This is a genomic window from Rugamonas fusca (assembly GCF_014042365.1).
Classification (GTDB): domain Bacteria; phylum Pseudomonadota; class Gammaproteobacteria; order Burkholderiales; family Burkholderiaceae_D; genus Rugamonas; species Rugamonas fusca.
Map to the genome: position 1 here is coordinate 304,422 of NZ_JACEZS010000002.1, position 26,529 is coordinate 330,950.

General features: G+C 66.7%; 20 protein-coding genes and 1 tRNA gene. 17 read left to right on the forward strand and 4 right to left on the reverse strand.

Annotated elements, in window-relative coordinates; all coding sequences use genetic code 11:
- Positions 1–99 precede the first annotated feature (99 nt).
- The 6 genes from H3H36_RS04635 to H3H36_RS04660 all read left to right on the forward strand — a co-directional run bounded on the left by H3H36_RS04635 (position 100) and on the right by H3H36_RS04660 (position 7,576).
- Entirely contained in the window at positions 100–1,350 is a 1,251-nt protein-coding gene (locus tag H3H36_RS04635; protein WP_182214582.1) for an ABC transporter substrate-binding protein, read from the forward strand.
- 189 nt (positions 1,351–1,539) lie between these two features.
- Positions 1,540–2,493 carry a carbohydrate ABC transporter permease gene (locus tag H3H36_RS04640; RefSeq protein ID WP_182214584.1) on the forward strand — a complete coding sequence of 318 codons (954 nt, stop codon included), beginning with the start codon at positions 1,540–1,542 and terminating at the stop codon, positions 2,491–2,493.
- Positions 2,483–3,361 (forward strand): carbohydrate ABC transporter permease, encoded by an 879-nt coding sequence (locus H3H36_RS04645; protein ID WP_182214586.1) that lies wholly within the window; start codon positions 2,483–2,485, stop codon positions 3,359–3,361. The genes H3H36_RS04640 and H3H36_RS04645 overlap by 11 nt, the downstream gene beginning before the upstream one ends.
- Positions 3,362–3,412: 51 nt before the next feature.
- Positions 3,413–4,543, forward strand: coding sequence for an ABC transporter ATP-binding protein (locus tag H3H36_RS04650; RefSeq protein WP_182214589.1), 1,131 nt, complete (start codon positions 3,413–3,415; stop codon positions 4,541–4,543).
- Positions 4,544–4,685: 142 nt separating this feature from the next.
- The gene (locus H3H36_RS27445; protein ID WP_182214591.1) at positions 4,686–6,305 is read left to right on the forward strand and encodes a methyl-accepting chemotaxis protein; all 1,620 of its coding nucleotides are present in this window, start codon (positions 4,686–4,688) and stop codon (positions 6,303–6,305) included.
- Between the two features lie 56 nt (positions 6,306–6,361).
- On the forward strand, positions 6,362–7,576 hold the full coding sequence (locus H3H36_RS04660) for an AGE family epimerase/isomerase (RefSeq protein ID WP_182214594.1): 1,215 nt from the start codon (positions 6,362–6,364) through the stop codon (positions 7,574–7,576).
- A 54-nt stretch (positions 7,577–7,630) separates the two neighbouring features.
- On the opposite strand, the gene H3H36_RS04665 is transcribed toward H3H36_RS04660, so the two are convergent.
- Positions 7,631–8,140: an FxDxF family PEP-CTERM protein gene (locus tag H3H36_RS04665; RefSeq protein WP_182214596.1), complete on the reverse strand. Its 510-nt coding sequence runs from the start codon at positions 8,138–8,140 to the stop codon at positions 7,631–7,633.
- Between the two features lie 189 nt (positions 8,141–8,329).
- On the opposite strand from H3H36_RS04665, the gene H3H36_RS04670 reads away from it, so the two are divergent.
- Together H3H36_RS04670 and H3H36_RS04675 are read left to right on the forward strand one after the other, a co-directional pair.
- Complete coding sequence (locus tag H3H36_RS04670; RefSeq protein ID WP_182214598.1) at positions 8,330–8,935, forward strand: response regulator; 606 nt, start codon at positions 8,330–8,332, stop codon at positions 8,933–8,935.
- The gene (locus tag H3H36_RS04675) at positions 8,904–10,817 is read left to right on the forward strand and encodes an ATP-binding response regulator (RefSeq protein ID WP_182214600.1); all 1,914 of its coding nucleotides are present in this window, start codon (positions 8,904–8,906) and stop codon (positions 10,815–10,817) included. The genes H3H36_RS04670 and H3H36_RS04675 overlap by 32 nt, the downstream gene beginning before the upstream one ends.
- A gap of 298 nt (positions 10,818–11,115) precedes the next feature.
- Here H3H36_RS04675 and H3H36_RS04680 read toward each other — a convergent pair whose 3' ends face one another.
- Positions 11,116–11,463: a DUF29 domain-containing protein gene (locus H3H36_RS04680; RefSeq protein ID WP_229219730.1), complete on the reverse strand. Its 348-nt coding sequence runs from the start codon at positions 11,461–11,463 to the stop codon at positions 11,116–11,118.
- A gap of 112 nt (positions 11,464–11,575) precedes the next feature.
- Here H3H36_RS04680 and fdnG point away from each other — a divergent pair, with 112 nt between their 5' ends.
- From fdnG to H3H36_RS04715, 7 genes are all read left to right on the forward strand, one after another.
- A complete protein-coding gene (gene fdnG / locus H3H36_RS04685; protein ID WP_182214603.1) occupies positions 11,576–14,647 on the forward strand; it encodes a formate dehydrogenase-N subunit alpha in 3,072 nt (1,023 codons plus the stop codon).
- Positions 14,648–14,665: 18 nt separating this feature from the next.
- Positions 14,666–15,589: a formate dehydrogenase subunit beta gene (gene fdxH, locus H3H36_RS04690; protein ID WP_182214606.1), complete on the forward strand. Its 924-nt coding sequence runs from the start codon at positions 14,666–14,668 to the stop codon at positions 15,587–15,589.
- A complete protein-coding gene (locus tag H3H36_RS04695) occupies positions 15,576–16,220 on the forward strand; it encodes a formate dehydrogenase subunit gamma (RefSeq protein ID WP_182214608.1) in 645 nt (214 codons plus the stop codon). Before fdxH ends, H3H36_RS04695 begins: the two co-directional genes overlap by 14 nt.
- Before the next feature lie 112 nt (positions 16,221–16,332).
- Positions 16,333–17,355, forward strand: coding sequence for a formate dehydrogenase accessory protein FdhE (gene fdhE / locus H3H36_RS04700; protein WP_182214610.1), 1,023 nt, complete (start codon positions 16,333–16,335; stop codon positions 17,353–17,355).
- Positions 17,352–18,851 (forward strand): L-seryl-tRNA(Sec) selenium transferase, encoded by a 1,500-nt coding sequence (selA, locus tag H3H36_RS04705; protein WP_182214613.1) that lies wholly within the window; start codon positions 17,352–17,354, stop codon positions 18,849–18,851. The genes fdhE and selA overlap by 4 nt, the downstream gene beginning before the upstream one ends.
- Positions 18,848–20,737 carry a selenocysteine-specific translation elongation factor gene (gene selB / locus H3H36_RS04710; protein ID WP_182214630.1) on the forward strand — a complete coding sequence of 630 codons (1,890 nt, stop codon included), beginning with the start codon at positions 18,848–18,850 and terminating at the stop codon, positions 20,735–20,737. Before selA ends, selB begins: the two co-directional genes overlap by 4 nt.
- Positions 20,738–20,758: 21 nt before the next feature.
- Positions 20,759–20,851: transfer RNA gene (locus tag H3H36_RS04715), tRNA-Sec, on the forward strand.
- Between the two features lie 22 nt (positions 20,852–20,873).
- Here the strand turns inward: H3H36_RS04715 and H3H36_RS04720 are convergent.
- Together H3H36_RS04720 and bla are read right to left on the reverse strand one after the other, a co-directional pair.
- Positions 20,874–21,590 carry an alpha/beta fold hydrolase gene (locus H3H36_RS04720; protein ID WP_182214632.1) on the reverse strand — a complete coding sequence of 239 codons (717 nt, stop codon included), beginning with the start codon at positions 21,588–21,590 and terminating at the stop codon, positions 20,874–20,876.
- On the reverse strand, positions 21,587–22,486 hold the full coding sequence (bla, locus tag H3H36_RS04725; protein WP_182214635.1) for a subclass B3 metallo-beta-lactamase: 900 nt from the start codon (positions 22,484–22,486) through the stop codon (positions 21,587–21,589). Before bla ends, H3H36_RS04720 begins: the two co-directional genes overlap by 4 nt.
- 356 nt (positions 22,487–22,842) lie before the next feature.
- On the opposite strand from bla, the gene H3H36_RS04730 reads away from it, so the two are divergent.
- On the forward strand, positions 22,843–24,903 hold the full coding sequence (locus tag H3H36_RS04730) for a TonB-dependent siderophore receptor (protein ID WP_229219731.1): 2,061 nt from the start codon (positions 22,843–22,845) through the stop codon (positions 24,901–24,903).
- Complete coding sequence (locus H3H36_RS04735) at positions 24,903–26,486, forward strand: histidine-type phosphatase (protein WP_229219732.1); 1,584 nt, start codon at positions 24,903–24,905, stop codon at positions 26,484–26,486. Before H3H36_RS04730 ends, H3H36_RS04735 begins: the two co-directional genes overlap by 1 nt.
- Positions 26,487–26,529 lie beyond the last annotated feature (43 nt).

Genomic DNA, 26,529 nt, shown 5'->3' on the forward strand with positions numbered 1-26,529 from the left:
AAGCCGCGCGTCCGGCACCCCAACCAGTATTTCAGGTGCCGGCGCGCAATCGTGATAGATTAATAAAGTTACATCAATCCACATACGGAGACATATAACATGACCCTCAAACCTCTCGTCCAAGCCGCCCTGCTGCTGTCCGCCGTCGCCGCTTCCGCCGCCATGGCCGCCCCCCAGGTCGAAGTGCTGCACTACTGGACTTCCGGTGGCGAAGCCAAATCGATCGCCGAACTGAAGAAGATGATGGAAGCCAAAGGCGTGGCGTGGAAAGACTTCGCCGTGGCCGGCGGCGCGGGCGAAAACGCCACCACCGCCCTGAAGGCACGCGTGATCGCCGGCAGCGCTCCCACCGCGGCCCAGATCAAGGGCCCATCGATCCAGGAATGGGGCCAGGAAGGCGTGCTGGCCAACATCGACGCGGCCGCCACCGAAGGCAAGTGGGAATCCCTGCTGCCCTCCGTCGTCACCAAGGTGATGAAGTACCAGGGTCATTATGTCGCCGTGCCGGTCAACGTGCACCGCGTGAACTGGCTGTGGGTCAACCCGGCCGTGCTGGCCAAGGCCGGCGCCAAGGCCCCGACCAACTTCGATGAATTCTTCGCCGCCGCCGACAAGATCAAGGCTGCCGGCATGGTGGCCGTGGCCCACGGTGGCCAGCCATGGCAGGACGCCACCGTGTTCGAGTCCGTGGTGCTGGGCGTGGGCGGTGCCGCGTTCTACGACAAGGCACTGGTGAAGCTGGACCAGGCCGCCCTGACCAGCCCAACCATGGTCAAGTCGTTTGAAACGCTGGGCAAGATCAAGACCTACATCGACAAGGACGCCGCTGGCCGCGACTGGAACCTGGCCACCGCCATGGTCATCAATGGCAAGGCCGGCATGCAGTTCATGGGCGACTGGGCCAAGGGCGAATTCACGGCCGCCGGCAAGGTGCCGGGCAAGGACTTCCTGTGCCTGCCCGCACCGGGCACCGAGAAGTCATACACCTTCAACATCGACTCGCTGGCCATGTTCAAGGTCAAGAGCGCCGAGGAGCAGAAGGCCCAGCTGACCCTGGCCAACGCCGTGATGAGCCCCGAGTTCCAGGAAGTGTTCAACCTGAACAAGGGTTCGATCCCGGTCCGCTCCGGCGTCTCGCGCGCCAAGTTCGACTCCTGCGCCATCCGTTCGATGGACGACATGGCCGCCAGCAGCAAGGCCGGCACGCTCGAGCCGTCCATGGCCCACGGCATGGCGATCGACTCGGCCAAGGCCGGCGCGATCCAGGACGTGATCGCCAAGTTCATGAACTCGTCGATGACGCCGCAGGCCGCCGTGCAAGCGCTGGCCAAGGCCGCCAAGACGAAGTAAGAACGCCGTCGCCAAGGCGGCAAAGCAGGCCGCAACCTGGCCTGTACGAAGGCTGCAACCAAGCTGTAACCCAAGCAGTAACGCTGTAACGCTGTCGCGCGGACCGTCGTCCGCGCGCAGAGGCCGCGGCCGCCGCGCTCCCGCCCCCTGGAGCGCGGGCCGGCCGCCCCCCTCGCCCTGGAGAACCCCATGTCCGCTACAACCGCAACCCCGGCCAGCCCGGCCGCCGCCAGCGCGGCCCGCGCCCCGGCCCGCGCCAGCCGCTTCGCCGGCCTGGCCGACACCTGGCTGCCACGCCTGGTGCTGTCGCCCACCATCATCGCCTCGCTCGTGTTCGTGTATGGCTTCATCGGCCTGACGGCCTGGCTGTCGCTGACCGACTCGCGCATGATGCCCAATTACGAGTATGCCGGCTTCGGCCAGTATGCCAACCTGTTCGAGATCGACCGCTGGTGGACCGCCGCCGCCAATCTCGGCATCTTCGGCGGCCTGTTCATCCTGGTCTGCCTGGCCATCGGCCTGACCATGGCCATTTTGCTGGACCAGCGCATCCGCCACGAAGGTGCGCTGCGCGCCATCTACCTGTACCCGATGGCGCTGTCGTTCATCGTCACCGGCGCGGCCTGGAAGTGGATCCTCAACCCCGGCCTGGGCCTGGAGAAGATGATGCACGACTGGGGCTTCGCCAATTTCAGCTTCGACTGGCTGGTCAATTCCGACATGTCGATCTACACCGTGGTGATCGCCGGCGTATGGCAATCGTCCGGCTTCGTCATGGCCCTGTTCCTGGCGGGTTTGCGCGGCGTCGACGACGCCATCATCAAGGCCGCCATGGTCGATGGCGCCAGCCTGCCCACGATTTACCGGCGTATTGTCATCCCCTCCTTGCGTCCGGTCTTTTTCAGCGTGCTGCTGGTGCTCGCGCACATCGCCATCAAGAGCTTCGACCTGGTGATGGCGCTGACGGCCGGCGGCCCCGGCACCTCCTCCGACGTGCCGGCCATCTTCATGTACCAGTTCTCGTTCACCCGTGGCCAGCTGGGCCTGGGCGCGGCGTCGGCCATGATGATGCTGGCCACGGTGCTGGCCGTGCTGGTACCGCTGATGTACATGGAAACCAAAGGAGCGCGCAATGGACGCTAATCTGAACATCGACGGCGGCCGCGTGACGGTGGGCCGCATCGCCATCTACACCCTGCTGGTGCTGGTGGCCCTGTATTACCTGGCGCCGCTGTACGTGATGCTGACCACCTCGTTCAAGACGCTGGACCAGATCCGCACCGGCAACCTGCTGGCCTTCCCGCTGCACCCGACCACGGCGGCCTGGGGCAAGGCCTGGGACAGCGCCTGCACGGGCGTCAGCTGCGGCGGCCTGCAGCCCTACTTCTGGAACTCGGTGCGCATGGTGATTCCGGCCGTGCTGATCTCCAGCCTGATCGGTTCGCTCAACGGCTACGTGCTGGCGCACTGGCGCTTCCGTGGCTCGAACGTGGTGTTCACGGCCCTGATGGTGGGCTGCTTCATCCCGTTCCAGGTGGTGATCCTGCCGATGGCGCGCCTGCTGGGCCTGGCCGAACTGGCCAACACCACCACCGGCCTGGTACTGGTGCACATCATCTACGGCATCGCCTTCACCACCCTGTTCTTCCGCAACTACTACGTGTCGGTGCCCGATGAACTGGTGAACGCGGCCCGCATCGACGGCGCCGGCTTTTTCACCATCTACCGCCGCATTATCTTCCCGCTGTCGCTGCCCATCTTCATGGTGTGCTTCATCTGGCAGTTCACGCAGATCTGGAACGACTTCCTGTTCGGCGTGGTGTTCGGCGGTTCGGACGCGCAGCCGGTGACGGTGGCGCTGAACAACCTGGTCAACACCTCCACCGGCGTGACCGAGTACAACGTCAATATGGCCGCCGCCATCATCGCCGCCCTGCCTACGCTGGTGCTGTACATGGTGGCGGGCAAATACTTCGTGCGCGGCCTGACGGCCGGCGCGGTCAAGGGCTAATACACACATTCGGCGCCGGCATCGTGGCCGGCGCCTTCAGGAGACATCAGCATGGCTAGCTTATCTATTCGTAACGTGCGCAAGGTTTATCCGAACGGCGCAGAAATCCTCAAGGGCATCGATCTGGAGATCGAGGACGGTCAGTTCCTGATCCTGGTGGGCGGCTCAGGCTGCGGCAAGTCCACCCTGCTCAACATGATCGCGGGACTGGAAAACATCTCGCACGGCGAGATCCGCATCGGCGACCGCGTGGTCAACAACATCCCGCCCAAGTCGCGCGACATCGCCATGGTGTTCCAGTCGTACGCACTGTATCCGACCATGACGGTGCGCGAGAACATCTCGTTCGGCCTCGGCATCCGCAAGGTGCCCAAGGACGAACAGGAAAAGATCGTCAACCGCGTGGCCGACACGCTGCAGATGGCCCACCTGCTGGACCGCAAGCCGGCCATGCTGTCGGGCGGCCAGCGCCAGCGCGTGGCCATGGGCCGCGCCATCGCCCGCGATCCGTCGCTGTTCCTGTTCGACGAACCGCTGTCGAACCTGGACGCCAAGCTGCGTGTGGAAATGCGCGCCGAGATCAAGCTGCTGCACCAGCGCCTCGGTTCGACCATCGTCTACGTGACCCACGACCAGATCGAGGCCATGACGCTGGGCGACCGCATCGCCGTGATGCGCGACGGCGTGGTGCAGCAGTTCGGCAGCCCGCAGGACATCTACGACCGTCCCGACAACCTGTACGTGGCCGGCTTCATCGGCTCGCCGTCGATGAACTTCTTGCGCGGCAAGCTGGTGCAGGATGGCGCCAACATCGCGTTCACGCTGGAACACGCGGGCCAGACCACGCTGCTGCCGGTGCCAGGCACGGTGCTGCCCAAGCACGCGGGCCGCGACATCATCCTCGGTATCCGCCCCGAGCACGTGACGGACGCCGTCAGCGCCCGCCGCGCCACCAGCGCCGACCCCTACCACCCGACGGAAGTGGAGTGCCTGGTCGAGATGACGGAACCGACCGGCCCGGACACGCTGGTGTTCGCCTGGTTCAACGGCATCCGCGCCACCTGCCGCACGCACCCGCGCGCGGAAGCGACGGCCGGCCTGCACACCAAGCTGGCGTTCGACCTGTCGAAAGCCGTGTTCTTCGATCCCACGACCGAAAAGCGCATCGACCTGGGCCAGTAAACGATTCAACCCGGCCGCCGTTCCCTGCGGCGGCCGCTTTCCTCCCCTCCCGTTTTCCCCGCCCGCATCCCCGCGGCTGCGGACCGCTTCACCCGTATGCATACTAAAGACGCGGGCCACGACCGGCGTCATGGAGACTGACATGAAGCTCAACGATATCAAGATCGGCTACCGCCTGATGCTGGGCTTTGGCCTGATGCTGGCGCTGATGGCCGGCATGACCGCCATCGCCGCGCTGGCCTCGCGCCAGGCCGGCGCCAGCCTGACGCGCTCGGTCGATCAAAGCAACGCCAAGTCCGCGCTGGTGGCGGCCATGCGCCAGAACCTGTTCCACCAGGGCCTGGCCGCCCGCAACATCGGCGCCACGGCCGACCTCAACCAGATGCAGAAGGAGATGGCCAACATCGGCCTCGAACAGCAGCGCTACCGCGACAACGAAGCGAAGCTGGCCGCGCTGGGCCTGAATCCGGCCGAACGCGCCATCGTGGATGAAATGCACGGCTACCAACAAACCAGCCTGCCCTACTTCAAGGAAGCGCAGGAATACGTGGCCGGCTTCAACGCGGGCCAGGCGCTCAAGGTGCTGACCACGCAGGTGGCGCCGCTGCAGGACAAGTGGCTCGCTGGCCTGGACCAGCTGGCGGCCCTGCAGAACCAGGAAATCGGCGCCGGCATCGGCCGCTTCAAGGACGACAGCGCCCATGCCACCGTCATCATGGCCCTGATCTGCGCCGTGGCCATGACGCTGGCCGTGGTGGTGGCGCTGCGCCTGAGCCGCAGCATCACGCGCCCGCTGCAACAGGCGCTGGAACTGGCCACCCGCGTGGCCGGCGGCGACCTGACCCAGCGTGTGGCCGTGGGCGCGCAGGATGAAACGGGCCAGCTGCTGCGCGCGCTGGCCAGCATGAACGACAGCCTGGCCGCCACCGTGGGCGCGGTGCGCACCAGCACCGAGTCGATCACGGTCGCCTCGCGCGAGATCGCCAGCGGCAACGCCGACCTGTCCTCGCGCACGGAGGCCCAGGCCAGCGCGCTGGAACAGACCGCCAGCTCGATGGAGGAACTGACGGGCACCGTGCGCCAGAACGCCCAGCACGCGCAGCAGGCCAACCAGTTGGCCGTGTCGGCATCGGCCGTGGCCGCGCAAGGGGGACAGATCGTGGCCGACGTGGTGCAGACCATGGCCACCATCAAGGCCAGTTCATACCAGATCGTGGACATCATCGGCGTGATCGACTCGATCGCGTTCCAGACCAATATCCTGGCGCTGAATGCCGCCGTGGAAGCGGCGCGCGCCGGCGAACAGGGGCGCGGCTTCGCCGTGGTGGCGTCCGAAGTGCGCAACCTGGCCCAGCGCAGCGCCGGCGCGGCCAGGGAGATCAAGACCCTGATCGGCAATTCGGTCGAACAGGTGGACGCCGGCGGTAAGCTGGTCGATTCGGCCGGGCAGACCATGGAGCGCATCGTGACCGCCGTGCAGCAGGTGGCCGACTTCATGCACGACATCACGGCCGCCAGCCAGGAGCAGAGCGTGGGCATCGAGGAAGTGAATCGCGCCGTGGGCCAGATGGACGCCATGACCCAGCAGAACGCGGCCCTGGTCGAACAGGCCGCAGCGGCGGCCGAAAGCATGCAGGAACAGGCCACCAACCTGGCGCGCGCGGTCGGCATCTTCAAGCTGGGCGCGCACACCGGATCGGCGCGCGCCGCCCTGCCCCAGCCACGCGGGCCGCAACAGCGCCTGAGCGCGACGCCGGCCTGACACGACAAGCATCGGCACGCCACCGACACATCTCACTTCCGCAACGGTTCCTTACCATGACGACGACACCGAACTTCCGCTCCCGCGCCACGCTGCTCCAGCACATCCAGCACACCATGCGTTTCTACGAACCGCGCTGCGTGGATGGCAGCGGCGGCTTTTACCACTACTTCAAGGATGACGGCACCGTGTACAACGCACGCAGCCGCCACCTGGTCAGCAGCACCCGCTTCGTCTTCAACTACGCGATGGCGTTCCGCCACTTCCAGCAGCCGATCTACCTGGAACGCGTGCGCCACGGCCTGGCCTTCCTGCGCGGCGCGCACCGCGATGCATCGACCGGCGGCTATGCGTGGGAGCTGGACTGGCGCGACGGCCAAGCCACCATCACGGACGGCACCAACCACTGCTACGGCCTGGCCTTCGTGCTGCTGGCCTACTCGCAGGCGCTGATGGCTGGCGTGGCCGAAGCGCGCGTGTGGATTGCGGAAACCTATGCACTGATGGAGGAACGCTTCTGGCAGGCCCCATACGGCCTGTATGCCGATGAAGCGAGCGCGGACTGGTCGCAACTATCGCCCTATCGCGGCCAGAACGCCAACATGCACAGTTGCGAAGCGCTGTTGACCGCGTTCGAGGCCACGGGCGAATTGCGCTACCTGCACCGGGCGGAAACGCTGGCCCGCAATATCACCGTGCGCCAGGCGGCGCTGGCCGATGACCTGATCTGGGAGCACTACCACCAGGACTGGTCGGTGGACGGCGACTACAACCGCCACGACAAGACCAATATCTTCCGGCCGTGGGGCTACCAGCCCGGCCACCTGACGGAATGGGCCAAGCTGCTGCTGATCCTGGAGCGCCACGCCGTGCGGCTGGCCGGCCCGTCCGACTGGCTGCTGCCGCGCGCCCGTGCCCTGTTCGACCAGGCGCTGGCCAAGGCCTGGGATGGCGAACATGGCGGCATCTATTACGGCTTCGCGCCCGATGGCAGCATCTGCGACAGCGACAAATACTTCTGGGTGCAGGCCGAAAGCCTGGCCGCGGCCGCGCTGCTGGCCGCGCGCACGGGCGATCCTGCGTATTGGGACTGGTATGAACAGCTGTGGCAATACAGCTGGGCGCACATGATCGACCACCAGCACGGCGCGTGGTATCGCCTGCTCAGCGCCGACAACCGCAAGCTCAGCGACGAAAAGAGCCCGGCCGGCAAGACGGATTACCACACCATGGGCGCTTGCTATGAAGTGCTCAACGTGCTGGCCGACTGAACAGCCAGCGCGCGAAAACGATGGCGCCAGAGGCTGGCGCCATCGCATCCCTCCTTACACCGCGCGGCGGCGACGGGCCACCATGCCCACCAGCGCCAGGCCGCCCAGCAGCATGCCGTAGGTTTCAGGTTCCGGCACGGCCGTGGTGATGTTCAAACCGCCCGAATAGCTGGCCGACGGGCCGGCGAAACCGCTGACAGTCAGCACCAGCGGGCCGCTGAAGCCCGTGTCGAACAGGTGGGCGCCGCTGACAAACAGGCCGTCGGCGATGTCCAGCTTCTTGCCGTTCAGGGTCACGTCCGTAAAGCGGATATGCTGCGATTCGCTGCCGTAGAAATTCACCACCCCGCCGTTGGCCATGAAATTGCCGTTCAGCGTGGGCGAGAAGGTGTAGGTGTCGCGGAAAAAATTGCCGTCGATGGGCTCGGGCAGGCTCAGGTTGAAGCTGCCCGTCCATTCGTTGGGATGGTAGGGCGATTGCAGCAGCGGCACGGTGTAGTCGTGGGCCATGGCGGAGCCGGTGGCGGCGCCTGCCAGCAGCAGCGCGAGCAAAGTCGATTTCATCGAATTCCCTTCAGTTGTGGAGTTGGCGGTGCCGGCGCACGGCCGGACCGGATCTGCGTGGCGGGCCTGCGATGGGCCCGCCGATCACGAATAATGGTAATTTGTTATCATTTCCAGCAAAATAGTCTGTTTGGACTGAAATGTGACACGGCCCTTGTGGCGCCGGGCGCGCTGGGTTGTAATATCGACATGAACCATTCCTTCCTTTTGATCGACGATCACGCCCTGTTCCGGGCCGGGCTGCGCATGACGCTGGAGAGCGCCCACCCCGGCGTGCCGCTGCGCGAGGCGGCCACGCTGGACGAGGCCGTCCACGGCCAGCGCGACGCCCCCGTGCCCACCGTGGTGCTGCTGGACTTGCAACTGCCCGGCCTGAACGGCATGGACGGCATGACCCTGCTGCGGCACAAATGGCCTGACTGCGCCATCGTCGTGTTGTCAGCCGACGACAGCGCGGACACGGCCTGCCGCGCACTCGAACACGGCGCGCTGCGCTACATTTCCAAGGGCGAGCCGGCCGCCAGCATCCTTGACGGCATCGCTGCCGTGATGCGGGCCGAACCGGGCGCGCTGACGCCATCCCCATCGCGCACCGCCACCCCGCGCCTGACGCCGCGCCAGTGCGAAGTGCTGGACCTGCTGTGCCAGGGCATGTCGAACAAGCTGATCGGGCGGCGCCTGAACCTGTCCGAGAACACGGTGCGCGGCCACGTGCAGGCGCTGCTGGCCCTGCTGCAAGTGGTGAGCCGGGCCGAGGCGGCCTATGCGGCCCGCAGCCGGGGTCTGGTTGGCTAGGCCGGGCACGGCGCGGCGCGCCGAAGGCCTGATCCGGGCCGAACAGATGCGCCTGTTGCTGGGCAACATGGGCAGTTCACTGCTGCCCACCATCGCCGTGGCGTCGCTGCTGCTGTACACGCTGGCCACGCCAGCCAACGTGGCGGGACTGCGGCTGTGGTGCGGCGCCGTGATCGGCTCCAAGTGCTTTGGCTGCTGGGATGCGCGCCGCATCCTGCGCGGGCGCATCGGACCGTGGCGCGCGTACCGGCTGGAGCGCTGGATGCTGGCGCTGACGGCCATCGATGGCGCGGCCTGGGGCGCGCTGGCCTGGACCGGCTTCGATCCCACGTCGACGGCCAACAGCATCCTGGTGGTGGCCGTGCTGTCCGGCATCGTCGGCAACGCCATGTCGATGCTGTCGCCCGTGCTCAGCGTGTTCGCCATCTTCTGCGTATTCGAGCTCGGTGCGCTCGCGCTCAAGGCATGGTCGCTCGATGACCTGCCGTTCCGCACCCTGAGCCTGGCCGTGGTGGTGTATTTCCTCAGCCTGCTCAGCCAGGGACGCAACAGCGCCCGGGCGGCGCGCGCCGCCATCCAGCTGAAGTTCGACAACATCGGCCTGATCCGGCAGTTGCGCATCGAAAGCGACCGCGCCCGGCAAGCGCTGCACGCGGCCGAGCAAGCCAACCTGGCCAAGTCGCGCTTCCTGGCCGCCGCCAGCCACGACCTGCGCCAGCCCATCCATGCGCAAGGCCTGTTCCTCGAAGTGCTGGCCCGTTCGCCGCTCAACGACAAGCAGCGCACGGTGCTGGCCAGCGCCCGCGCCGCGTCCGAAGCGTCGGCCGACATGCTGCATACGCTGCTCGACTTCTCGCGCATCGAGGCCGGGGTGATCGAACCGCAGATCGAAGCGTTCGCGCTGCAGCCGCTGCTGGCCAAGCTGGAAAGCGAGTTGGCACCGCAAGCGAACGCCAAGGGCCTGGTGTACCGCACGCGCGACAGCGGCCTGGCGCTGTGCTCGGACCGGAGCTTGCTGGAACTGATCGTGCGCAACCTGGTGACGAACGCCGTGCGCTACACCGAGCAAGGCGGGGTGCTGGTGGCCTGCCGCCGGCGCGGTGCGCACGCCGTGCTGGAAGTGTGGGATAGCGGCATCGGCATCGCGCCCGAGCAGCAGGAGGAAGTGTTCCGCGAATTCCACCAGCTGGGCAATCCGGAGCGGGACCGGCAGAAAGGCCTGGGCCTGGGCCTGTCCATCGCGCGTGGCCTGGCGCAGTTGCTGGGACATGCATTGACGGTGGCGTCACGGCCCGGACGGGGCAGCGTGTTCCGGCTGGCCGTGCCGCTGGCATCCATGCCGGCACTGTCGTCGCCGACCTCGCCCGCCCTGCTGGCACTGGACGCACCTGCGCGGGGCGCATTGCCGCAACGCGTGCTGGTGATCGACGACGATGCGATCGTGCGCGTCAGCATGCAGCAATTGCTGGCCGGCTGGGGTTGCGACTGCCAGGTGGCCGACGGCATCGAAACGGCGCTCACGCTGGCACACACGTGGCGGCCCGACATGATCATCAGCGACTACCGGCTGCGCGAGCAGCGCACGGGGGCGGAAGCCATCGCTACGCTGCGCGCGCAGGCTGGCACGCCAATAGCAGCCCTGCTGATCACGGGCGACACCGCCCCCGCCCGCCTGCGCGAAGCGCGCGCCAGCGGCGTGCCGTTGCTGCATAAGCCCACCTCGCCTGAACAGCTCTACCGGAGCATGGAACTAGCGTGCGCCCAGCGGAGTCCAACATTCGTACACGGGCGCGGCCGTGGCACCCCCACCGCTGAGCCCGTATTGCACCCGCAAGGGACCGACCCCAGCGCCGCACCGTCACTGCTGGACCCGGCAGCTTAACCGCGGGGTCTGTCCCCCAGCTGGCGGCACAGATGTACCGGGGACACAGATGTACCGGGGACAGACCCCGGCACGCCTGCGGCCACGATCCGGGCCGCAGGCCGAGGGTCAGTCCCCTGCGTCGAGCCGCGCCGGCCAGGAGCGGCGCCGGTCATCGGACGCGGCCACATCCGGTGCGTAGAACTAAGGCTGAGCCTGTGGAAGCTCGGCCCGCAGTTCTTCATCGGGGAAAAACTCCGGGGACAATACTGTCTGCACGGGCCATGGACATGCGAGCGGAAAACCATTGAATGTCGTCTCACGCTTTGCCGAATTGCGGGCACGATGGTACACGCGCGTACCATGCCGGATCGTCCAGTTGCCGACGCAGGCTGGGACTATCCTCCAGCACATCCTCGATACAGTCGCGCTGTTCAACTATCGTATTGAGCCAGCCGTTGCCGCGCAATCGTGGCTGGTATCGCCACGCCAGAAGATGCGCCAGGAGGACCGCGCAACGGTGCCGCAACGCGTGTTTCTGACTCGCGCCCACGGCCGCGATCTCCTCTGCAATGTTTTCCATATCGAGCAACGCGCTACGGCCCGCGCGTAACAAGGCCACTTGTTCCTCCGCCCAGGCGGCCACTAAAAATGATTGATTACTCAACAATTTCTGATGAACTGATGCAAAATTGCCTCACGCGATAGCAAAGCGACCACAATTGTTTTGATGGTGCTACACTGATTAATGTCTTTTCATTTATTGAGAGGCTCCCACCATGAACCAGATGTCGAGGCGTCAGTTCCTGAAGGTGACTGGCGCGACCCTGGCCGGATCGAGCATCGCGCTGCTGGGCTTTGCCCCGGCCACCGCGCTGGCCGAAGTCCGGCAATACAAGCTGGCGCGCAGCACCGAAACCCGCAACACCTGCCCCTACTGCTCGGTAGGCTGCGGCATCCTGATGTATGGTCTGGGAGACGGCGCCAAGAACGCCACGGCCCGCATCATCCACATCGAGGGCGACGCCGACCACCCCGTCAACCGCGGCACGCTGTGCCCGAAAGGGGCCAGCCTGATCGACTTCATCCACAGCCCCAACCGGCTGCAGGTGCCCGAATACCGGGCGCCCGGTGCCACCGAGTGGAGCCCCATCGCCTGGGACGACGCGCTTAACCGCATCGCCAGGCTGATGAAGGCCGACCGCGACGCCAACTTCATCGAGAAAAGCGCGGATGGCAAAACCGTCAACCGCTGGCTGTCCACCGGCATGCTGTGCGCCTCGGCCTCCACCAACGAGGTGGGCTACCTGACGCACAAGACCATGCGCAGCCTGGGCATGCTCGCTTTCGATAATCAGGCGCGTGTATGACATGGTCCGACGGTGGCAGGTCTTGCCCCGACGTTTGGCCGTGGCGCGATGACGAATCACTGGGTCGACATCAAGAACGCCGATGTGATCCTGGTCATGGGCGGCAATGCCGCCGAAGCCCACCCGTGCGGCTTCAAATGGGTGACGGAAGCGAAGGCGCACCGCGGCGCCAAGCTGATCGTGGTCGACCCGCGCTTTACCCGCACCGCCTCGGTGGCCGATCATTACGTGGCCACCCGCACCGGCTCGGATATCGTGTTCCTGGGCGCGATCATCAACTACCTGCTCACCAACGACAAGATTCAGCACGAGTATGTGCGCAACTACACCGACCTGGCCTTCATCGTGCGCGAGGACTTCGCCCTCAACGACGGCCTGTATTCGGGCTACGACGACAAGGCTGGCAAGTACGCCGACAAGAGCAGCTGGAACTATGAGCTGGGCGAGGATGGCTACGCCAAGGTCGACCCCACGCTGGAACACCCGCGCTGCGTCTACCGGCTGCTGAAGCAGCACTACGCGCGCTACACGCCGGAGATGGTGCAGAAGGCGTGCGGCGTGGCGCCCGATAAGTTCAAGCTGGTGGCCGAGGCGCTGGCCTCGACGGCCGTGCCGGGCCGCGCCGCCACCATCTTGTACGCGCTGGGCTGGACCCAGCATTCGACGGGCGCACAAACGCTGCGCTGCGGCGCCCTGATGCAGCTGTTGTTGGGGAACATAGGCATCGCTGGTGGCGGCATGAACGCGCTGCGCGGCCACTCCAACATCCAGGGCTTGACGGACCTGGGGCTGATGTCCAACCTGCTGCCCGGCTACATGACGCTGCCCGGCGAGGCGGAGCAGGACTTCGACGCCTTCATCGCCCAGCGCGCGCTCAAGCCGCTGCGCCCCAACCAGCTCAGTTACTGGAGCAACTACCGCAAATTCCACGTCAGCCTGATGAAGGCATGGTGGGGCGACGCGGCCACGGAGGAGAACAAGTTCGCCTACGACTACCTGCCCAAGCTGGACAAGCCCTACGACATGATGCAGGCGTTCGAACTGATGCATCAGGGGAAAATGAACGGCTACATCTGCCAGGGCTTCAACATCCTCGCCTCCGCGCCAGACAAGCAGAAGATCACGGAAGCGCTGTCCAAGCTCAAGTTCCTCGTCGTGATGGACCCGCTGGCCGTGGAGACGGCCGAATTCTGGCGCCCGTTCGGCGCCTTCCACGAAGTCGATCCGTCCAAGATCCAGACCGAGGTGTTCCGCCTGCCCACCACCTGCTTCGCCGAGGAGCGCGGTTCGCTGGTCAGCTCCTCGCGCGTGCTGCAATGGCACTGGCAAGGCGCGGAAGGGCCGGGCCAGACCCGCAGCGACCTGGAGATCATGTCCGGCATCTTCCTGCGCATGAAGAAGCTGTACCAGACGGAGGGCGGCAAGTTCCCCGACCCCATCGTCAACCTGACCTGGCCTTACGCGCAGCCGTTCAGTCCCACGCCGGAAGAACTGGCGATGGAGTACAACGGCAAGGCGCTCAAGGAGCTCACCGATCCCAAGGACGCGACCAAGGTGCTGGTGAAGAAAGGCGAACAACTGGCCGGCTTCGCCCAGTTGCGCGACGACGGCTCCACCGCCTGCGGCTGCTGGATCTTCTCCGGTGCGTGGACGGCAGCCGGCAACCAGATGGGCCGGCGCGACAACGCCGATCCATCGGGCATCGGCCAGACGCTGAACTGGGCCTGGACCTGGCCGGCCAACCGCCGCGTGCTGTACAACCGCGCCTCGTGCGACACCAAGGGCAAGCCGTTCGACCCCACCCGCAAGCTGGTGGGCTGGAACGGCACTAACTGGGGTGGCGCGGATGTGCCGGACTTCAAGCTCGACGAGCCGCCCGAAAACGGCATGGGCCCGTTCATCATGCTGCAGGAAGGCGTGGCCCGCTTCTTCTGCCGCGCCGGCATGAACGAGGGGCCTTTCCCCGAGCACTACGAGCCGTTCGAGACGCCGGTGGGCCACAACCCGCTGCACCCGTCCAACGCGCGCGCCACCAGCAATCCGGCCGCCCGCGTGTTCCCGTCCGACCGCGCCAAGTTCGGCACGGCGGCCGAGTTCCCGCACGTGGCCACCAGCTACCGGCTCACCGAGCATTTCCACTACTGGACCAAGCATGCGCGGCTCAACGCCATCGTCCAGCCGGAGCAGTTCGTGGAGATCGGCGAAGACCTGGCGGCCGAAATCGGCGTGGCCAATGGCGGCACCGTCAAGGTCAGCTCCAAGCGCGGCCACATCGTGGCCAAGGCCGTGGTCACCAAGCGCATCAAGGCGCTCACCATCGACGGCAAGAAGACCCATACGGTGGGCCTGCCGATCCACTTCGGCTTCAAGGGTGTGACCAAGCCGGGCTATCTGATCAACACGCTCACGCCCACCGTGGGCGATGGCAATTCGCAGACCCCGGAATACAAGTCCTTCCTGGTCAAGGTGGAAAAAGCGTGAGCGCGCGAGGAGAATGACATGGCATTGCAATCATTGGATATCAAGCGCCGGTCCGCCACCACGGCGCAGCCGCCCAGCGCGCGCGAACCGGCGCTGGGCACCGTGGCCAAGCTGATCGACGTATCGAAATGCATCGGCTGCAAGGCGTGCCAGACCGCCTGCATGGAGTGGAACGACCTGCGCGACGAGGTGGGCACCAATGCGGGCGTGTACGACAACCCGAACGACCTGACGCCGCAATCGTGGACGGTGATGCGCTTTTCCGAACACGAGACGGGCGACGGCAACCTGGAATGGCTGATCCGCAAGGACGGCTGCATGCATTGCGAAGACCCCGGCTGCCTGAAGGCGTGTCCGGCGCCGGGCGCCATCGTCCAGTACACCAACGGCATCGTCGACTTCCACCAGGAGAACTGCATCGGCTGCGGCTATTGCGTGGCCGGCTGTCCATTCGACGTGCCGCGCATTTCGAAGAAGGACAGCCGCGCCTACAAGTGCACGCTGTGCTCGGACCGCGTGGCCGTGGGCCAGGAGCCGGCCTGCGTCAAGACCTGCCCCACCGGCGCCATCGTGTTCGGCACCAAGGAGGACATGCAGGTGCATGCCGAGGAACGCATCGCCGACCTCAAGTCACGCGGCTACGCGCAAGCGGGCCTGTACGATCCGGCCGGGGTGGGCGGCACGCATGTGATGTACGTGCTGCACCACGCGGACCAGCCGGGCCTGTACCACGGTTTGCCGGCCGCGCCCAGCATCAGTCCCATGGTCGGACTGTGGAAGGGCATGACCAAGCCGCTGGCACTGGCCGGCATCGCCGTCACGGCGCTGGCGGGCTGGTTCCACTACTCGCGCGTGGGACCGAATGAAGTGAGCAGGGAAGAAGAAGCCGAGGCAGTCAAAGACGCCAACCGCATCCGGGAGAGCTCAAATGAATCACGATAAGGATGGCAATCCGCTCATCGAGCGCTACACGGCCAATGAACGCAGCGGCCATTGGGTCACCGCCATCTGCTTCGTGCTGCTGATGGTGTCCGGCCTGTCCATGTTCCACCCCGCCACCGCGTGGATGACGGTGTTCCTGGGCGGCGGGCAATGGACGCGCATCCTGCACCCGTTCATCGGGCTGGTGATGGTGGCCTCGTTCGCCGGCATGGTGATGCAGTTCTGGCGCCACAACCAGTTCGAGCCGGGCGACCGCGAATGGCTGGACCAGGCGGGTGACGTGATCCACAAGCGCGAACACCTGGTGCCCAAGGCGGGCCGCTACAACGGCGGGCAGAAGCTGCTGTTTTTCGTGCTGGTGGGCTGCATGGCGGCGCTGCTGGTGACGGGCATCGTGATCTGGCGCGCGTATTTCTCGGCGCTGTTCCCCGTCGGCCTGATACGATTGGCAGCCCTGCTCCACGCGTTCTGCGCGCTGCTCATCATCGTGGCCATCATCATCCACGTGTACGCGGGCCTGTGGGTCAAGGGCTCGCTGGGCGCGATGGTGCGCGGCACGGTGACCTACGGGTGGGCGCGCAAGCACCACGGGCGCTGGTTCGAGGAGGCCGTGCGCAAGTCGCGCGATTAGCCACATTGATTGCATCGGCTGTTGAGCCGCCCCCGTTTTGGATTAGAATAAACCGCAAGGCCTGCCACCGCCGGTGGTGGGCCGGTTTGGCATTCTGGGACGGGGGACTTACTTGGTACAACGCCTGCTTGCACCCGGCGAGATCGAAGCGCTCGATCACACCGCCATTCCGCGCCTGCTGCTGCCGCAGCCGCGCAGCCTGTTTTCCGCCCGCGCCAGCCGCTTGCGCCGGCTGGCCAATAACGACATCAAGGGCATCCCCGTTGGCGCCACCTTGCGTGGCTACCTGCTGCTGATGGCCGCGCTGGCCGATGCGCAGGCGGCCGTCACGCTGGCCCTGCCGTCCGACGCCGATGCGCTGGCGGCGGCCATCGGCATGCCCGACGACGCCACCATCGCCCAGGCGCTAGCTCACAACATGCCGCCGCTGCCTGTCAGCGGCGCTCGCCCAGCCGCCTGGCGCGGCGTGTTCGACAACCTGCTGGCCCAAATGCGCACGCTGGCCGACAGCCAGCCGCAATTCTCGTCCGTGGTGGATGAACTGGGCGCGCTCACCGGCACCGAGCTGGAAGGCTGCGCCGACGCCGTGCTGGCGCAATTTGGCGACGGCATCAACCCGCTGCACGCGCCGTTCGTGGCGGCCGCGCTGCAGGTGGTGTGGACACTGCAAGCGAGCCTGCTCGATGCGCGCCGCGTGCAACCGCTGGTGACGGGCACGCTGTGCCCCGTGTGCGGCTCGCATCCCGTGGCCAGCGTGATCCGCATCGGCGGGCAATCGCAGGGTTACCGCTATCTGCAATGCGGCATCTGCGCCAGCGAGTGGCACATGGTGCGCGTCAAGTGTTCGAATTGCGAAGAAAACGCGCACGTGGCCTACCAGAGCCTGGAGGATGCGGAGGCCAGCGCCGCGCCGCCGTCCGACGCCATCAACAAGGCCAACGATCCCTCGCGCGTGGCGCGCGCTGAAACCTGCGACAACTGCCACACCTACCGCAAGATCTTCAACCAGGAGCATGACTACGACGTCGAACCGCTGGCCGACGACCTGGCGAGCCTGATGCTCGACGTACTGGTGGGCGAAGCGGGCTACGCGCGCGCCAGCGGCAATCCCCTGCTGTGGTTCAGCGCAGCATGAGCGGCGCAGCCACCGGCGCACAGCCGGAGGCCGGCGCGGCGGACGCCGGCATTGCGGGCGCCAGCAATGCACGCGCGCGCAGCGTGCACCTGCCGGCCACGCATTTGATCCTGTCCGATTCCTCATGCCAGCCGCTGCTGGCCGAATATGGCCGCGTGCAGACGCTGGCCGCCGCCCGCGCGCTGCTGGCCGAACTGCGCGGCGACATGCTGCGCGTGGCCAGCGCCGGCGGCGGCGCGCCGTCGTCCGCTGGCGAAATCACCATCCCGGCCATCACGGCGCTGCTGGCGCAGCGTCTGGCGCAGGCCAACCGTTCTCCGCTGCGCCCCATCTTCAACTTGAGTGGCACCGTGCTGCACACCAACCTTGGCCGTGCGCTGCTGCCCGACAGCGCCGTGCAAGCCGTGGCCGAAGCGCTGCGCTGGCCCATGAACCTGGAATGGGACATCGAGACGGGCAAGCGCGGCGACCGCGACGACCTAGTGGATGACCTGCTGCGCGAGCTGACCGGCGCCGAAGCCGTCACCATCGTCAACAACAACGCCGCCGCCGTGCTGCTGATGCTCGACACGCTGGCCAACGGCCGCGAAGCCATCGTCTCGCGCGGCGAGCTGGTGGAGATCGGCGGCGCGTTCCGCATCCCGGACATCATGCAACGCGCCGGCGCCACGCTGCGCGAGGTGGGCAGCACCAACCGCACTCACCTGCGCGATTACGCCAACGCGGCCAATGCGCAGACGGCGCTGCTGCTCAAGGTCCATTGCAGCAATTACGCCATCACCGGCTTCACGAAAAGCGTGGAGGTGGCCGAACTGGCGCCGCTGGCACGCGAGCGGCAAATCCCGCTGGCCGTGGACCTGGGCAGCGGCACGCTGGTCGATCTTGAACAATATGGCCTGCCGCACGAGACGACGGTACGCGAAACCATCGCCGCCGGCGCCGACCTGGTGACCTTCAGCGGCGACAAGCTGCTGGGCGGACCGCAATGCGGCATCATCGCCGGCCGCGCCGACCTGATAGCGCGCATCAAGCGCAATCCGCTCAAGCGCGCGCTCCGCGTGGGCAAGCTGACGCTGGCCGCGCTGGCGCCCGTGCTGGCCCTGTACCGCGCACCCGACCTGCTGCCCGAACGCCTGACCACGTTGCGCCTGCTCACGCGCCCGGCCGCCGACATGCGCGCGCAGGCGCAAGCCATCCTTCCGCTGCTGCAGCGCGCGCTGGGCGCCGACTACGACGTGCGCGACGAAGCCATGACTAGCCAGATCGGCAGCGGCGCACTGCCGGTGGATCTGCTGCCCAGCCACGGCCTGACCGTGCGCGCCGCGGCCGGTTCGCGTGTGAGCGACGCACTGGGTGTGCTGGAGCGGCGCTTGCGCGCCCTGCCCGTCCCCGTCGTCGGCCGCATCGCGCAGGACGCGCTGTGGCTGGACCTGCGCTGCCTGGATGCCGATCACCAGCAGCGCTTCATGGCCCAACTGGAAGCGCTGGCCGTATGATCATCGGCACCGCTGGCCATATCGACCACGGCAAGACCACGCTCACGCGCGCGCTGACCGGCGTTGATACGGATCGGTTGAAGGAAGAAAAAGCGCGCGGCATCTCGATCGAACTCGGTTACGCCTACCTGCCCTTGGACGACGGCCAGGTGCTGGGTGTGATCGACGTACCCGGTCACGAAAAATTCATCCGCACCATGGCCGCTGGCGTGACGGGCATCGACTACGCGCTACTGGCCGTAGCCGCCGACGACGGCATCATGCCGCAGACGCTCGAGCACCTGTCCATCCTGCGCCTGCTGGGTGTGCGGCGCGGCGCCGTGGCCCTGACCAAGGCCGACCGCGCCGACGCAGCCCGGCTGGCGCAAGTGGAAGCCGAGGTGCGGGCCCTGCTGTCCGTCATGGGCTTCGATGATGCCCCCCTGTTCCGCACCAACGCCACAGCGGCGAACGATGAAGGCGTTGCTGCGCTTCTCGCGCATCTGGCAGCCACCGCCCGCGACCTGCCCGTCCGCGACGAACAACGCCTGTTCCGGCTGGGTGTGGATCGCGTGTTCACACTGGCCGGCCAAGGCACCATCGTGACCGGCACTGCGCTCGCAGGCAGCGTACGCGTGGGTGACCTGCTGCGCCTCGCGCCCGGTGGCCAGCAAGTGCGCGTGCGCAGCATCCACGCGCAGAACCGCGCGGCCGAGCGCGGCGTGGCCGGCCAGCGGCTGGCATTGAACCTGGGCGGCGCCGCGCGCGAGGACATCGCCCGTGGCAGCTGGATAGTGGCGCCCGCACTGGCCGAATGCAGCGAGCGCTTCGACGCCGCACTGACGCTGCTGCCCGATGCGGGGGCGTCACTGGCATCGTGGTCACCCGTGCACGTCCACCTGGGCGCGGCGCATCACACGGCGCACGTGGTGCCGCTGGACGGCGACACGCTGCCGCCCGGCCGCACCGGCCGCGTGCAACTGGTGCTGGACGCGCCCGTGCACGCCGTGCCGGGCGACCGCTTCGTGATCCGCAACGCGCAGGCCAGCGCCACCATCGGCGGCGGCGTGGTGCTGGACCCGTTCGCGCCAGCCCGCAAGCGGCGCAGCGCCGAACGGCTGGCGTGGCTGCAGGCCATGTCCGGTTACCTCACCAACGGCGACCTGGCCGCGCTGCTGGCGTGCTGCCCGCACGGCCTGCGCACGTCCACGCTGACGCGCCTGACGCTGCTGCCAGCGGCCAGGCTCACCACGCCGCCTGACGCGCTGCACATCGGGCTGACGGGTGGCGACACGCTGCTGATCTCGCGCGCCTGCGCGCAAGCGCTACAGGAACGTACGGTCGCCGCACTGGCCCAGTTCCACGCCCGCGCCCCCGACGAAGCAGGCCCCGAATGGTGGCGGTTCAAGCGCATGGTGGCGCCCGACGCGGAGGACAAACTGTGGAGCGAACTGCTGGAACAACTGATCGCGTCAGGCCGCGTGTGCCAGCGTGGCCGCAGCCTGCACCTGCCCGAACACCGCATCGAACTGAGTCCACAGGAACAGGCGCTGGCCGCGCCCTTGCTGGCGTCGTTGCTGGCTGGCGCCTATGATCCGCCGTGGGTGCGCGACCTCGCTCGGGCGACGGGCATGGCGGAGGACGAAGTGCGCCGCCTGCTGCGCAAGCTCAATCGCAGCGGCGACGTGGGCCAGGTGGTGCCCGATCTGTTCTATCATCCGGCGCGGCTGGCCGAACTGGCGCGCATCGTCGCCACGCTGCCCGAAGCGCAAGCGGCATCGTTCCGCGACGCCACGGCGCTGGGCCGCAAGCGTGCCATCCAGTTGCTGGAATACTTCGACCGCGTCGGCTATACTCGGCGCGTAGGCAACATCCACCTGATACGGCCCAACGCCGTATGGTCCTAGCTTCACCTTGATGCACCACGAGGAAGGCATACTCATCCGGTGATGGGGCCGGGCTTCAAACCCGGTGGGGGGCGTCAGCCGCTCCCTCGTAAGTTCGACTCCTACTGCCTTCCGCCCTTCCCCTGCGCGCCGCCAGTCAACGGGAGATGAAGCCGGCCACCATGTCCACCGTCGCATCGAAGCGCGCCGGCTGTTCCGCCAGCAGTGACCATAGCCGGTTATGCTCCGCCCCTTCCACCACATGCAGGCGACGCGCACGTGCGCGCCCTGCCGCCTCCACGAGGCGTTGCGGGATTTCCAGTGGAATGACGGCATCGTGTTCAGCCGCGATCACCAGCAGCGCGCCCTCGAAGCGCGACAGGATCGGCCACGCGTCGCTATCCACCCAGCTGCGCTCACGGCGGATGATGGCGGAAAAATCCGGCCCGAATGGCACTTCATAGGCCGCCGGCGTGTAAACGCCCGGCACCATCAGCACCAGGGCGTCGACCTGGTGCAGCTCCGTCAACTTGATGGCGTTGTAGGCGCCCATGCTGGCCCCGAACACTGTCAGTGGTGCCGTCAGACCGCGTGCCGCGATCACCGCCTGCGCCTGGCGTGTGCGGCTGGCGACGGAAGATTGCGCCAGCGTGCCGCCCGTGTCGCCGTGACCGATGCAGTCAAAGCAGGTCGACCCCACGCCGCGCGTTTGCAGCGCCTGGCGCAGCAAACGATGGCCATGGCGCGAACTGCTGCCCGCGCCATGCAGGTACAGCGTGTGGTTCGACAGCCGCCCTGGAAAGTGGTCGCCCTTCAGCATCCACTCCTCGTAATGAGCGGCGAAGTCTTCGACCGGCGGCACCCGCTGGTTCATTGGGCACTCCGCTCCCTGTCCAGGCGCCGGGCCAGCGTCTTCCGGGCCTCCGCGACATATTGTTTGCAGGCGCCCGGGTCCCCCAGCAGCGCATGCGGCTTGCCGTTCGCCTTTGCCATCTTTTCCCAAAGGTCGCCAGAGCCGGGATGCACTGCCACCATGATGTCGCAGCGCAGTCCCTCAAGCACGGCAAAGCTGTGTTGCAGGTCCTGCACCACGTTCGGATAGCGCGCGTTGTCGCTGAACTTGAAATCGTCGCTGGAAATGGCGTTGATACTGTCCGCATAGACGATGGCAGCGCATTGCTGCTGCTCGCACGCCTCCCAGGTCCAGCTGACACCGCCCTGCGTGTGGCCGGGCGTGTAGCGGGCCGTCAGCCGGTTGGCGCCCAGCGCCACCACCTCGCCATCGTGCACGGTACCCACATGGGTCACGGGCGGATAGGGCGTGGTGTCCTTGTACTGCGGATCGTCTGGTCCCATCTTGCCCCGTTGTAGCGCCGCCGCGGCGGACGGGCCGGCCAGCACCGTGGCGCCGCTCATGCGCTGCAGTTCGGCGATGCCGCCCGCGTGGTCCACGTGGGCGTGCGAATTCAATATGTACTTGATGTCCTCCACACGAAAGCCAAGGGCGCGCACACTGTCTGCGATGTGCTGCGCCGATTCGGGAAACGCGCCGTCGATCAGGATATGGCCCTGGGGCGAGGTCACCAGCACGGCGCTCAAACCCTGGACGCCGACATAGTAGCTGTCGCCATAGATCTTGAAGGGCGCCACGGGCTTGTTCCAGTCATCCCATGTATCGGCGTGGGCGGCGGGCGCGCCCGCCAGCGTAGCCAGCAAGGCGGCGCACGCGGACAGCGCACGGGCCAGTTGTTTTTTCGGTGACGAGGACATGACAAGCTTTCAGTAAGAGGCCAGCGCGTCAGGCAGCGCTTTGCCTCGGTTGCACAGAGCGCGCAGCGTACGGCAATGTTTTCATAAAGTCAATCTTGATCCGCCCTGGCTGATCGCCCGCCCGCTGCTGCCCCACCTGGGCGGCTCTTGCATGGCGGCGCTGTCACATGGCCGTCATGTAACTTGGATAACATTGCGCATTTTCCAATCTGGCTATGCACGGCCTGCCTGCCGGCAGCCGACGCAGCGCCCCGCACCGACGACGATCCATGTTCCCCTGCCCATCCTCCCGCCCCGCCCCGCGCGCTTCCCGATTAACCCTGGCGCTGGCTGCCGCCGGCCTGTCCACCACGACCATGCCCCCAGTCCACGCCCAGCAAGCCTGGGCCGGCGACGCCCTGGCGCCGGCCGCCGCGCTGACCCAGGTGGTCGTCAAAGCCACCGTCGAAAAGAAGAAGCTGGGCGACAGCGTCAGCGGCGGCGCGCTGGGACGCCGCTCCGAGCTCGATACGCCGTTCTCCACCAAGGCCGTCAGCAGCGATGAAATCGAAGACCGGCTGGCCACCAGCATCGCCGAAGTGCTCAAGTACGACGCCTCCGTAACGGCCATCAGCCCCAGCGTGGGCACCCACCCGGCCACCATCGCCATGCGCGGCTTGCGGATCGATGACCTGAACGGCTACAAGATCGACGGCCTGGCCAACATCAACCGTGGCACCGAGATGCCGCTTGAAATGTTCGAGAGCATTGAAGTGCTCAAGGGCCTGTCCGGCTTCATGTACGGCTTCGGTTCGCCCGGTGGCATCGTCAACTACGTCAGCAAGCGCCCCACCACGGAGCGCAGCTTCAGTGCAGCGGTGGGCTACCAGCAAGGTGGCGCCATCAAGGAGCACGTCGACATGGACGGCCGCGTGGGAGAGGACGCCAGCGTGGGCTACCGCCTGAACCTGGTGCACGAGGATGGCGGCGTGGCCGAGGACGACGGCTCCATCAACCGCAATGCCGCTGGGCTGAACCTGGACTGGCACGTCACGCCCGACCTCGCCCTGTCCTACGACGCGCTGTACCAGCGGCGCCGCACCGTTGGCGGCACCGACATCATCACCAGCCCGCAATTCACGCTGCCCGCGCCACTGCGCGGCGACACGCACCTGAACAGCGCAGGCGCCGGCAACAATGTCGAATTCGACCTCGGCACCCTGGGCCTGCTGTACCAGCTGGCGCCGGACTGGCGCGCCAACGTTTCGTACCGCACCTCCGACTCCACGCGCGTCTACAAGAAGGACCAGTACTACCTGACCAGCGACAGCGGCAATTACCGCGACCGCGCCACGTCGGAACTGCATGGCTACCACTTCAAGCAATGGCAGGCCAGCGTGGAAGGCAACGCCGTCACCGGCGCGCTGCGGCACCAGATCGTGGCCGGCGCGATGACGCAGGAACTGACGTCGGTATCGTCGGTCGTCACCCCCAAGCCCACCATCGGCACCGGCAACCTGTACGCACCCACGCTGTTCTCGGTGACCAACGTGAACTACAGCGGCGGCACCTACGAAGACGGCAAGACCACCCAGGACGCGCTGTTCGCCAGCGACACGGTGCAACTGCCTGGCGGCTGGTCGGCGCTGGCCGGCCTGCGCTACACGCGCTTCAAGGACGTGGCCTACACCACCGCCAACGCCGTCAGCGCCAGCTACCCGGCCAACAAGACGACGCCCACGCTGGCCCTGATGTACAAGCCGGCCGCCGACACCACCTTCTACGGCAGCTACGTGGAAGCGCTGGAACAGGCCAGCAACGCTCCCACCAACACCGCGAACGCCAACCAGACCTTCGCGCCGCTCAAGAGCAAGCAGGCTGAGGCGGGCGTGAAGACCGAACGCGCGGGCTGGAACGCCAGCGCCGCCCTGTTCCGCATCGAACGGGGCGCGCAATACACCAACGCCGCCAACGTCTACGTGGCCGACGGCCAAACCCGCTACCAGGGCCTGGAGTTCAACACCGTCGTGCAGGCCGCGAAAAACCTGTCGATCGAAGGCGGCCTGCTGCTGCTCGATGCGACGCTGCAGGACGCGGCGCCGGCCGTCACCGGCAAGCGCGCCGTGGGTGCGCCCAAGCGGCAGGCGTCGCTGCAGATGACGTGGCGTCCCGTCGCCCTGCCTGGCCTGGCGCTGCACGCAGGCACCCAGTACCTGGGCCAACTGGCCATGGATGCAGCCAATGTGCACACGCTGTCTTCGTATGCGCTGTTCGACGCGGGCCTGAACTACCGCTCGCGCATCGGCGGCAAGATGGTGAGCCTGCGCGCCAATATCACCAACGCCGGCAACCGCAAGTACTGGACCTTCTACCAGGAGAACTACCTGAACGTGGGCGCGCCGCGCACGGCCAGCGTCAATCTGCGGATTGATTTCTGATGCGCGGACAATCAAGCGCGATGCGGCTTGCGCGCCCCGCCGCGCTCGCGCTGGCGTGTGCGCTGCTGTGCGCCGGCGCACAAGCCGGCGCCAGCGGGGAACGCTTCTACCAGACCAAGACGCCGTATCAACCGCAACAGGAGATGGCGCGCTACCAGCCCGTCCCTGCTGGCTACCACGCCGTGCAGACCCAGATGCTGGCGCGCCATGGCGCGCGCGGGCTGACCGGCTTCAAGACCGACCTGGCCCTGTACAACCTGTGGCTGCAAGCCAGCCAGGAAGGCGCGCTCACACCGCTGGGCGCGGCGCTGGGGCCGGACCTGCGCCAGCTGATGCGGGCCAATTTCCTGCTCGGTTACGGCGTGCCCGGCATCAGCAAGCCCGGATACGGCAACGAGACCATGCAGGGCATACAGGAACACACGGCGCTGGCCCAGCGCATGCAACAACGGCTGCCGGAACTGTTCCGTGACGCCGCCGCCAGCGCGGCGCAGCAGCCGCGCCGGATCACCGTCGTCACCTCCGGCAAAGACCGGGCGGTGGACAGCGGCGCCTTCTTCGTCCAGGCGCTGCTGGCGCGGCAGGCCGGGCTGGCGCCGCTGCTGGACTATCCGCCCGCACGCGCGCCGCAGGCCGCCAGCGCGGACGGCAAGCGCCCGGCGGGGACGGATCGCTACCAGCTCTACTTCCACCAGTTGAACGCAAAGCAGGACAAGGGCAGCGACCCAGCCGATCCGCTCTATCGCACCTACATGGACAGCCAGGCCTACCAGGCCTACGCCAGCAGCGCCGACCTGCACACCAAGGAAGGCGAAATCCTGAACCAGCCACGCCTGGCCGAAGCGGCACAGGTAGTGCTGGCGCGCCTGTTCACGCCCGCCTTCGTCGCATCCTTTTCACAAGGGCGGCGCAGCACCAACAGCGGCACCTACAGCTACACCAGCAACGACGGCAAATTGGTCCAGACCTTGACCGGGGATGGCCACACCGTCATCGACAATCCCACGTCGGCGGCGCTCGCGCTGTATGAACTGTACTGCGCGGCGGCCGACATGCAAGGCGAAGGCGTGGCGGACTTCGGCCGCTACTTGCCATCCGCGCAGGCCGCGGTCTTCGCCGAGACGGACGATGCGATCAGCTTCTACCGAAAAGGCCCTGCCAGCGCGGGCAGCGGCGGCGTCACCTACCGCATGGCGCAACTGCTGCTGGACGACTTCTTCAATACAGCCGATGCGGCGGCACGCGGCGACTTGTCGCAGGCCGCCAAGCTACGCTTCGCCCACGCCGAAACCGTGGTGCCGTTCGCCGCCTTGCTGGGACTGCGCGGCATGTCCGAATCGCTGCCCGATGACGTCACCTACCGCTACGACAATAGCCCGTGGCGCGGTGAAACGGTGGCGCCCATGGCTGCCAATGTGCAGTGGGATGTGTATCGTAACGCTGACGGAAACACGCTGGTGCGCATGCTGTACAACGAGAAGGAAACCGCGTTCAAGCCCGCATGCGACAGCGCCCGCATCGGGTCAGACAGCTTCTACTATGACTACGGGCGGCTCAGGGCGTGTTACCGGAACCAGCCTTGATATCCTGTGCCTGCGGAGGGCCGTGACCTTAGCCAATGCGGTG

Coding starts and splice junctions, on each gene's coding strand:
- H3H36_RS04635 (WP_182214582.1), top strand. CDS start 100: ATGACCCTCAAACCTCTCGTCCAAGCCGCCCTGCTGCTGTCCGCCGTC.
- H3H36_RS04640 (WP_182214584.1), top strand. CDS start 1,540: ATGTCCGCTACAACCGCAACCCCGGCCAGCCCGGCCGCCGCCAGCGCG.
- H3H36_RS04645 (WP_182214586.1), top strand. CDS start 2,483: ATGGACGCTAATCTGAACATCGACGGCGGCCGCGTGACGGTGGGCCGC.
- H3H36_RS04650 (WP_182214589.1), top strand. CDS start 3,413: ATGGCTAGCTTATCTATTCGTAACGTGCGCAAGGTTTATCCGAACGGC.
- H3H36_RS27445 (WP_182214591.1), top strand. CDS start 4,686: ATGAAGCTCAACGATATCAAGATCGGCTACCGCCTGATGCTGGGCTTT.
- H3H36_RS04660 (WP_182214594.1), top strand. CDS start 6,362: ATGACGACGACACCGAACTTCCGCTCCCGCGCCACGCTGCTCCAGCAC.
- H3H36_RS04665 (WP_182214596.1), bottom strand. CDS start 8,140: ATGAAATCGACTTTGCTCGCGCTGCTGCTGGCAGGCGCCGCCACCGGC.
- H3H36_RS04670 (WP_182214598.1), top strand. CDS start 8,330: ATGAACCATTCCTTCCTTTTGATCGACGATCACGCCCTGTTCCGGGCC.
- H3H36_RS04675 (WP_182214600.1), top strand. CDS start 8,904: ATGCGGCCCGCAGCCGGGGTCTGGTTGGCTAGGCCGGGCACGGCGCGG.
- fdxH (WP_182214606.1), top strand. CDS start 14,666: ATGGCATTGCAATCATTGGATATCAAGCGCCGGTCCGCCACCACGGCG.
- H3H36_RS04695 (WP_182214608.1), top strand. CDS start 15,576: ATGAATCACGATAAGGATGGCAATCCGCTCATCGAGCGCTACACGGCC.
- selA (WP_182214613.1), top strand. CDS start 17,352: ATGAGCGGCGCAGCCACCGGCGCACAGCCGGAGGCCGGCGCGGCGGAC.
- selB (WP_182214630.1), top strand. CDS start 18,848: ATGATCATCGGCACCGCTGGCCATATCGACCACGGCAAGACCACGCTC.
- H3H36_RS04720 (WP_182214632.1), bottom strand. CDS start 21,590: ATGAACCAGCGGGTGCCGCCGGTCGAAGACTTCGCCGCTCATTACGAG.
- bla (WP_182214635.1), bottom strand. CDS start 22,486: ATGTCCTCGTCACCGAAAAAACAACTGGCCCGTGCGCTGTCCGCGTGC.
- H3H36_RS04730 (WP_229219731.1), top strand. CDS start 22,843: ATGCCCCCAGTCCACGCCCAGCAAGCCTGGGCCGGCGACGCCCTGGCG.
- H3H36_RS04735 (WP_229219732.1), top strand. CDS start 24,903: ATGCGCGGACAATCAAGCGCGATGCGGCTTGCGCGCCCCGCCGCGCTC.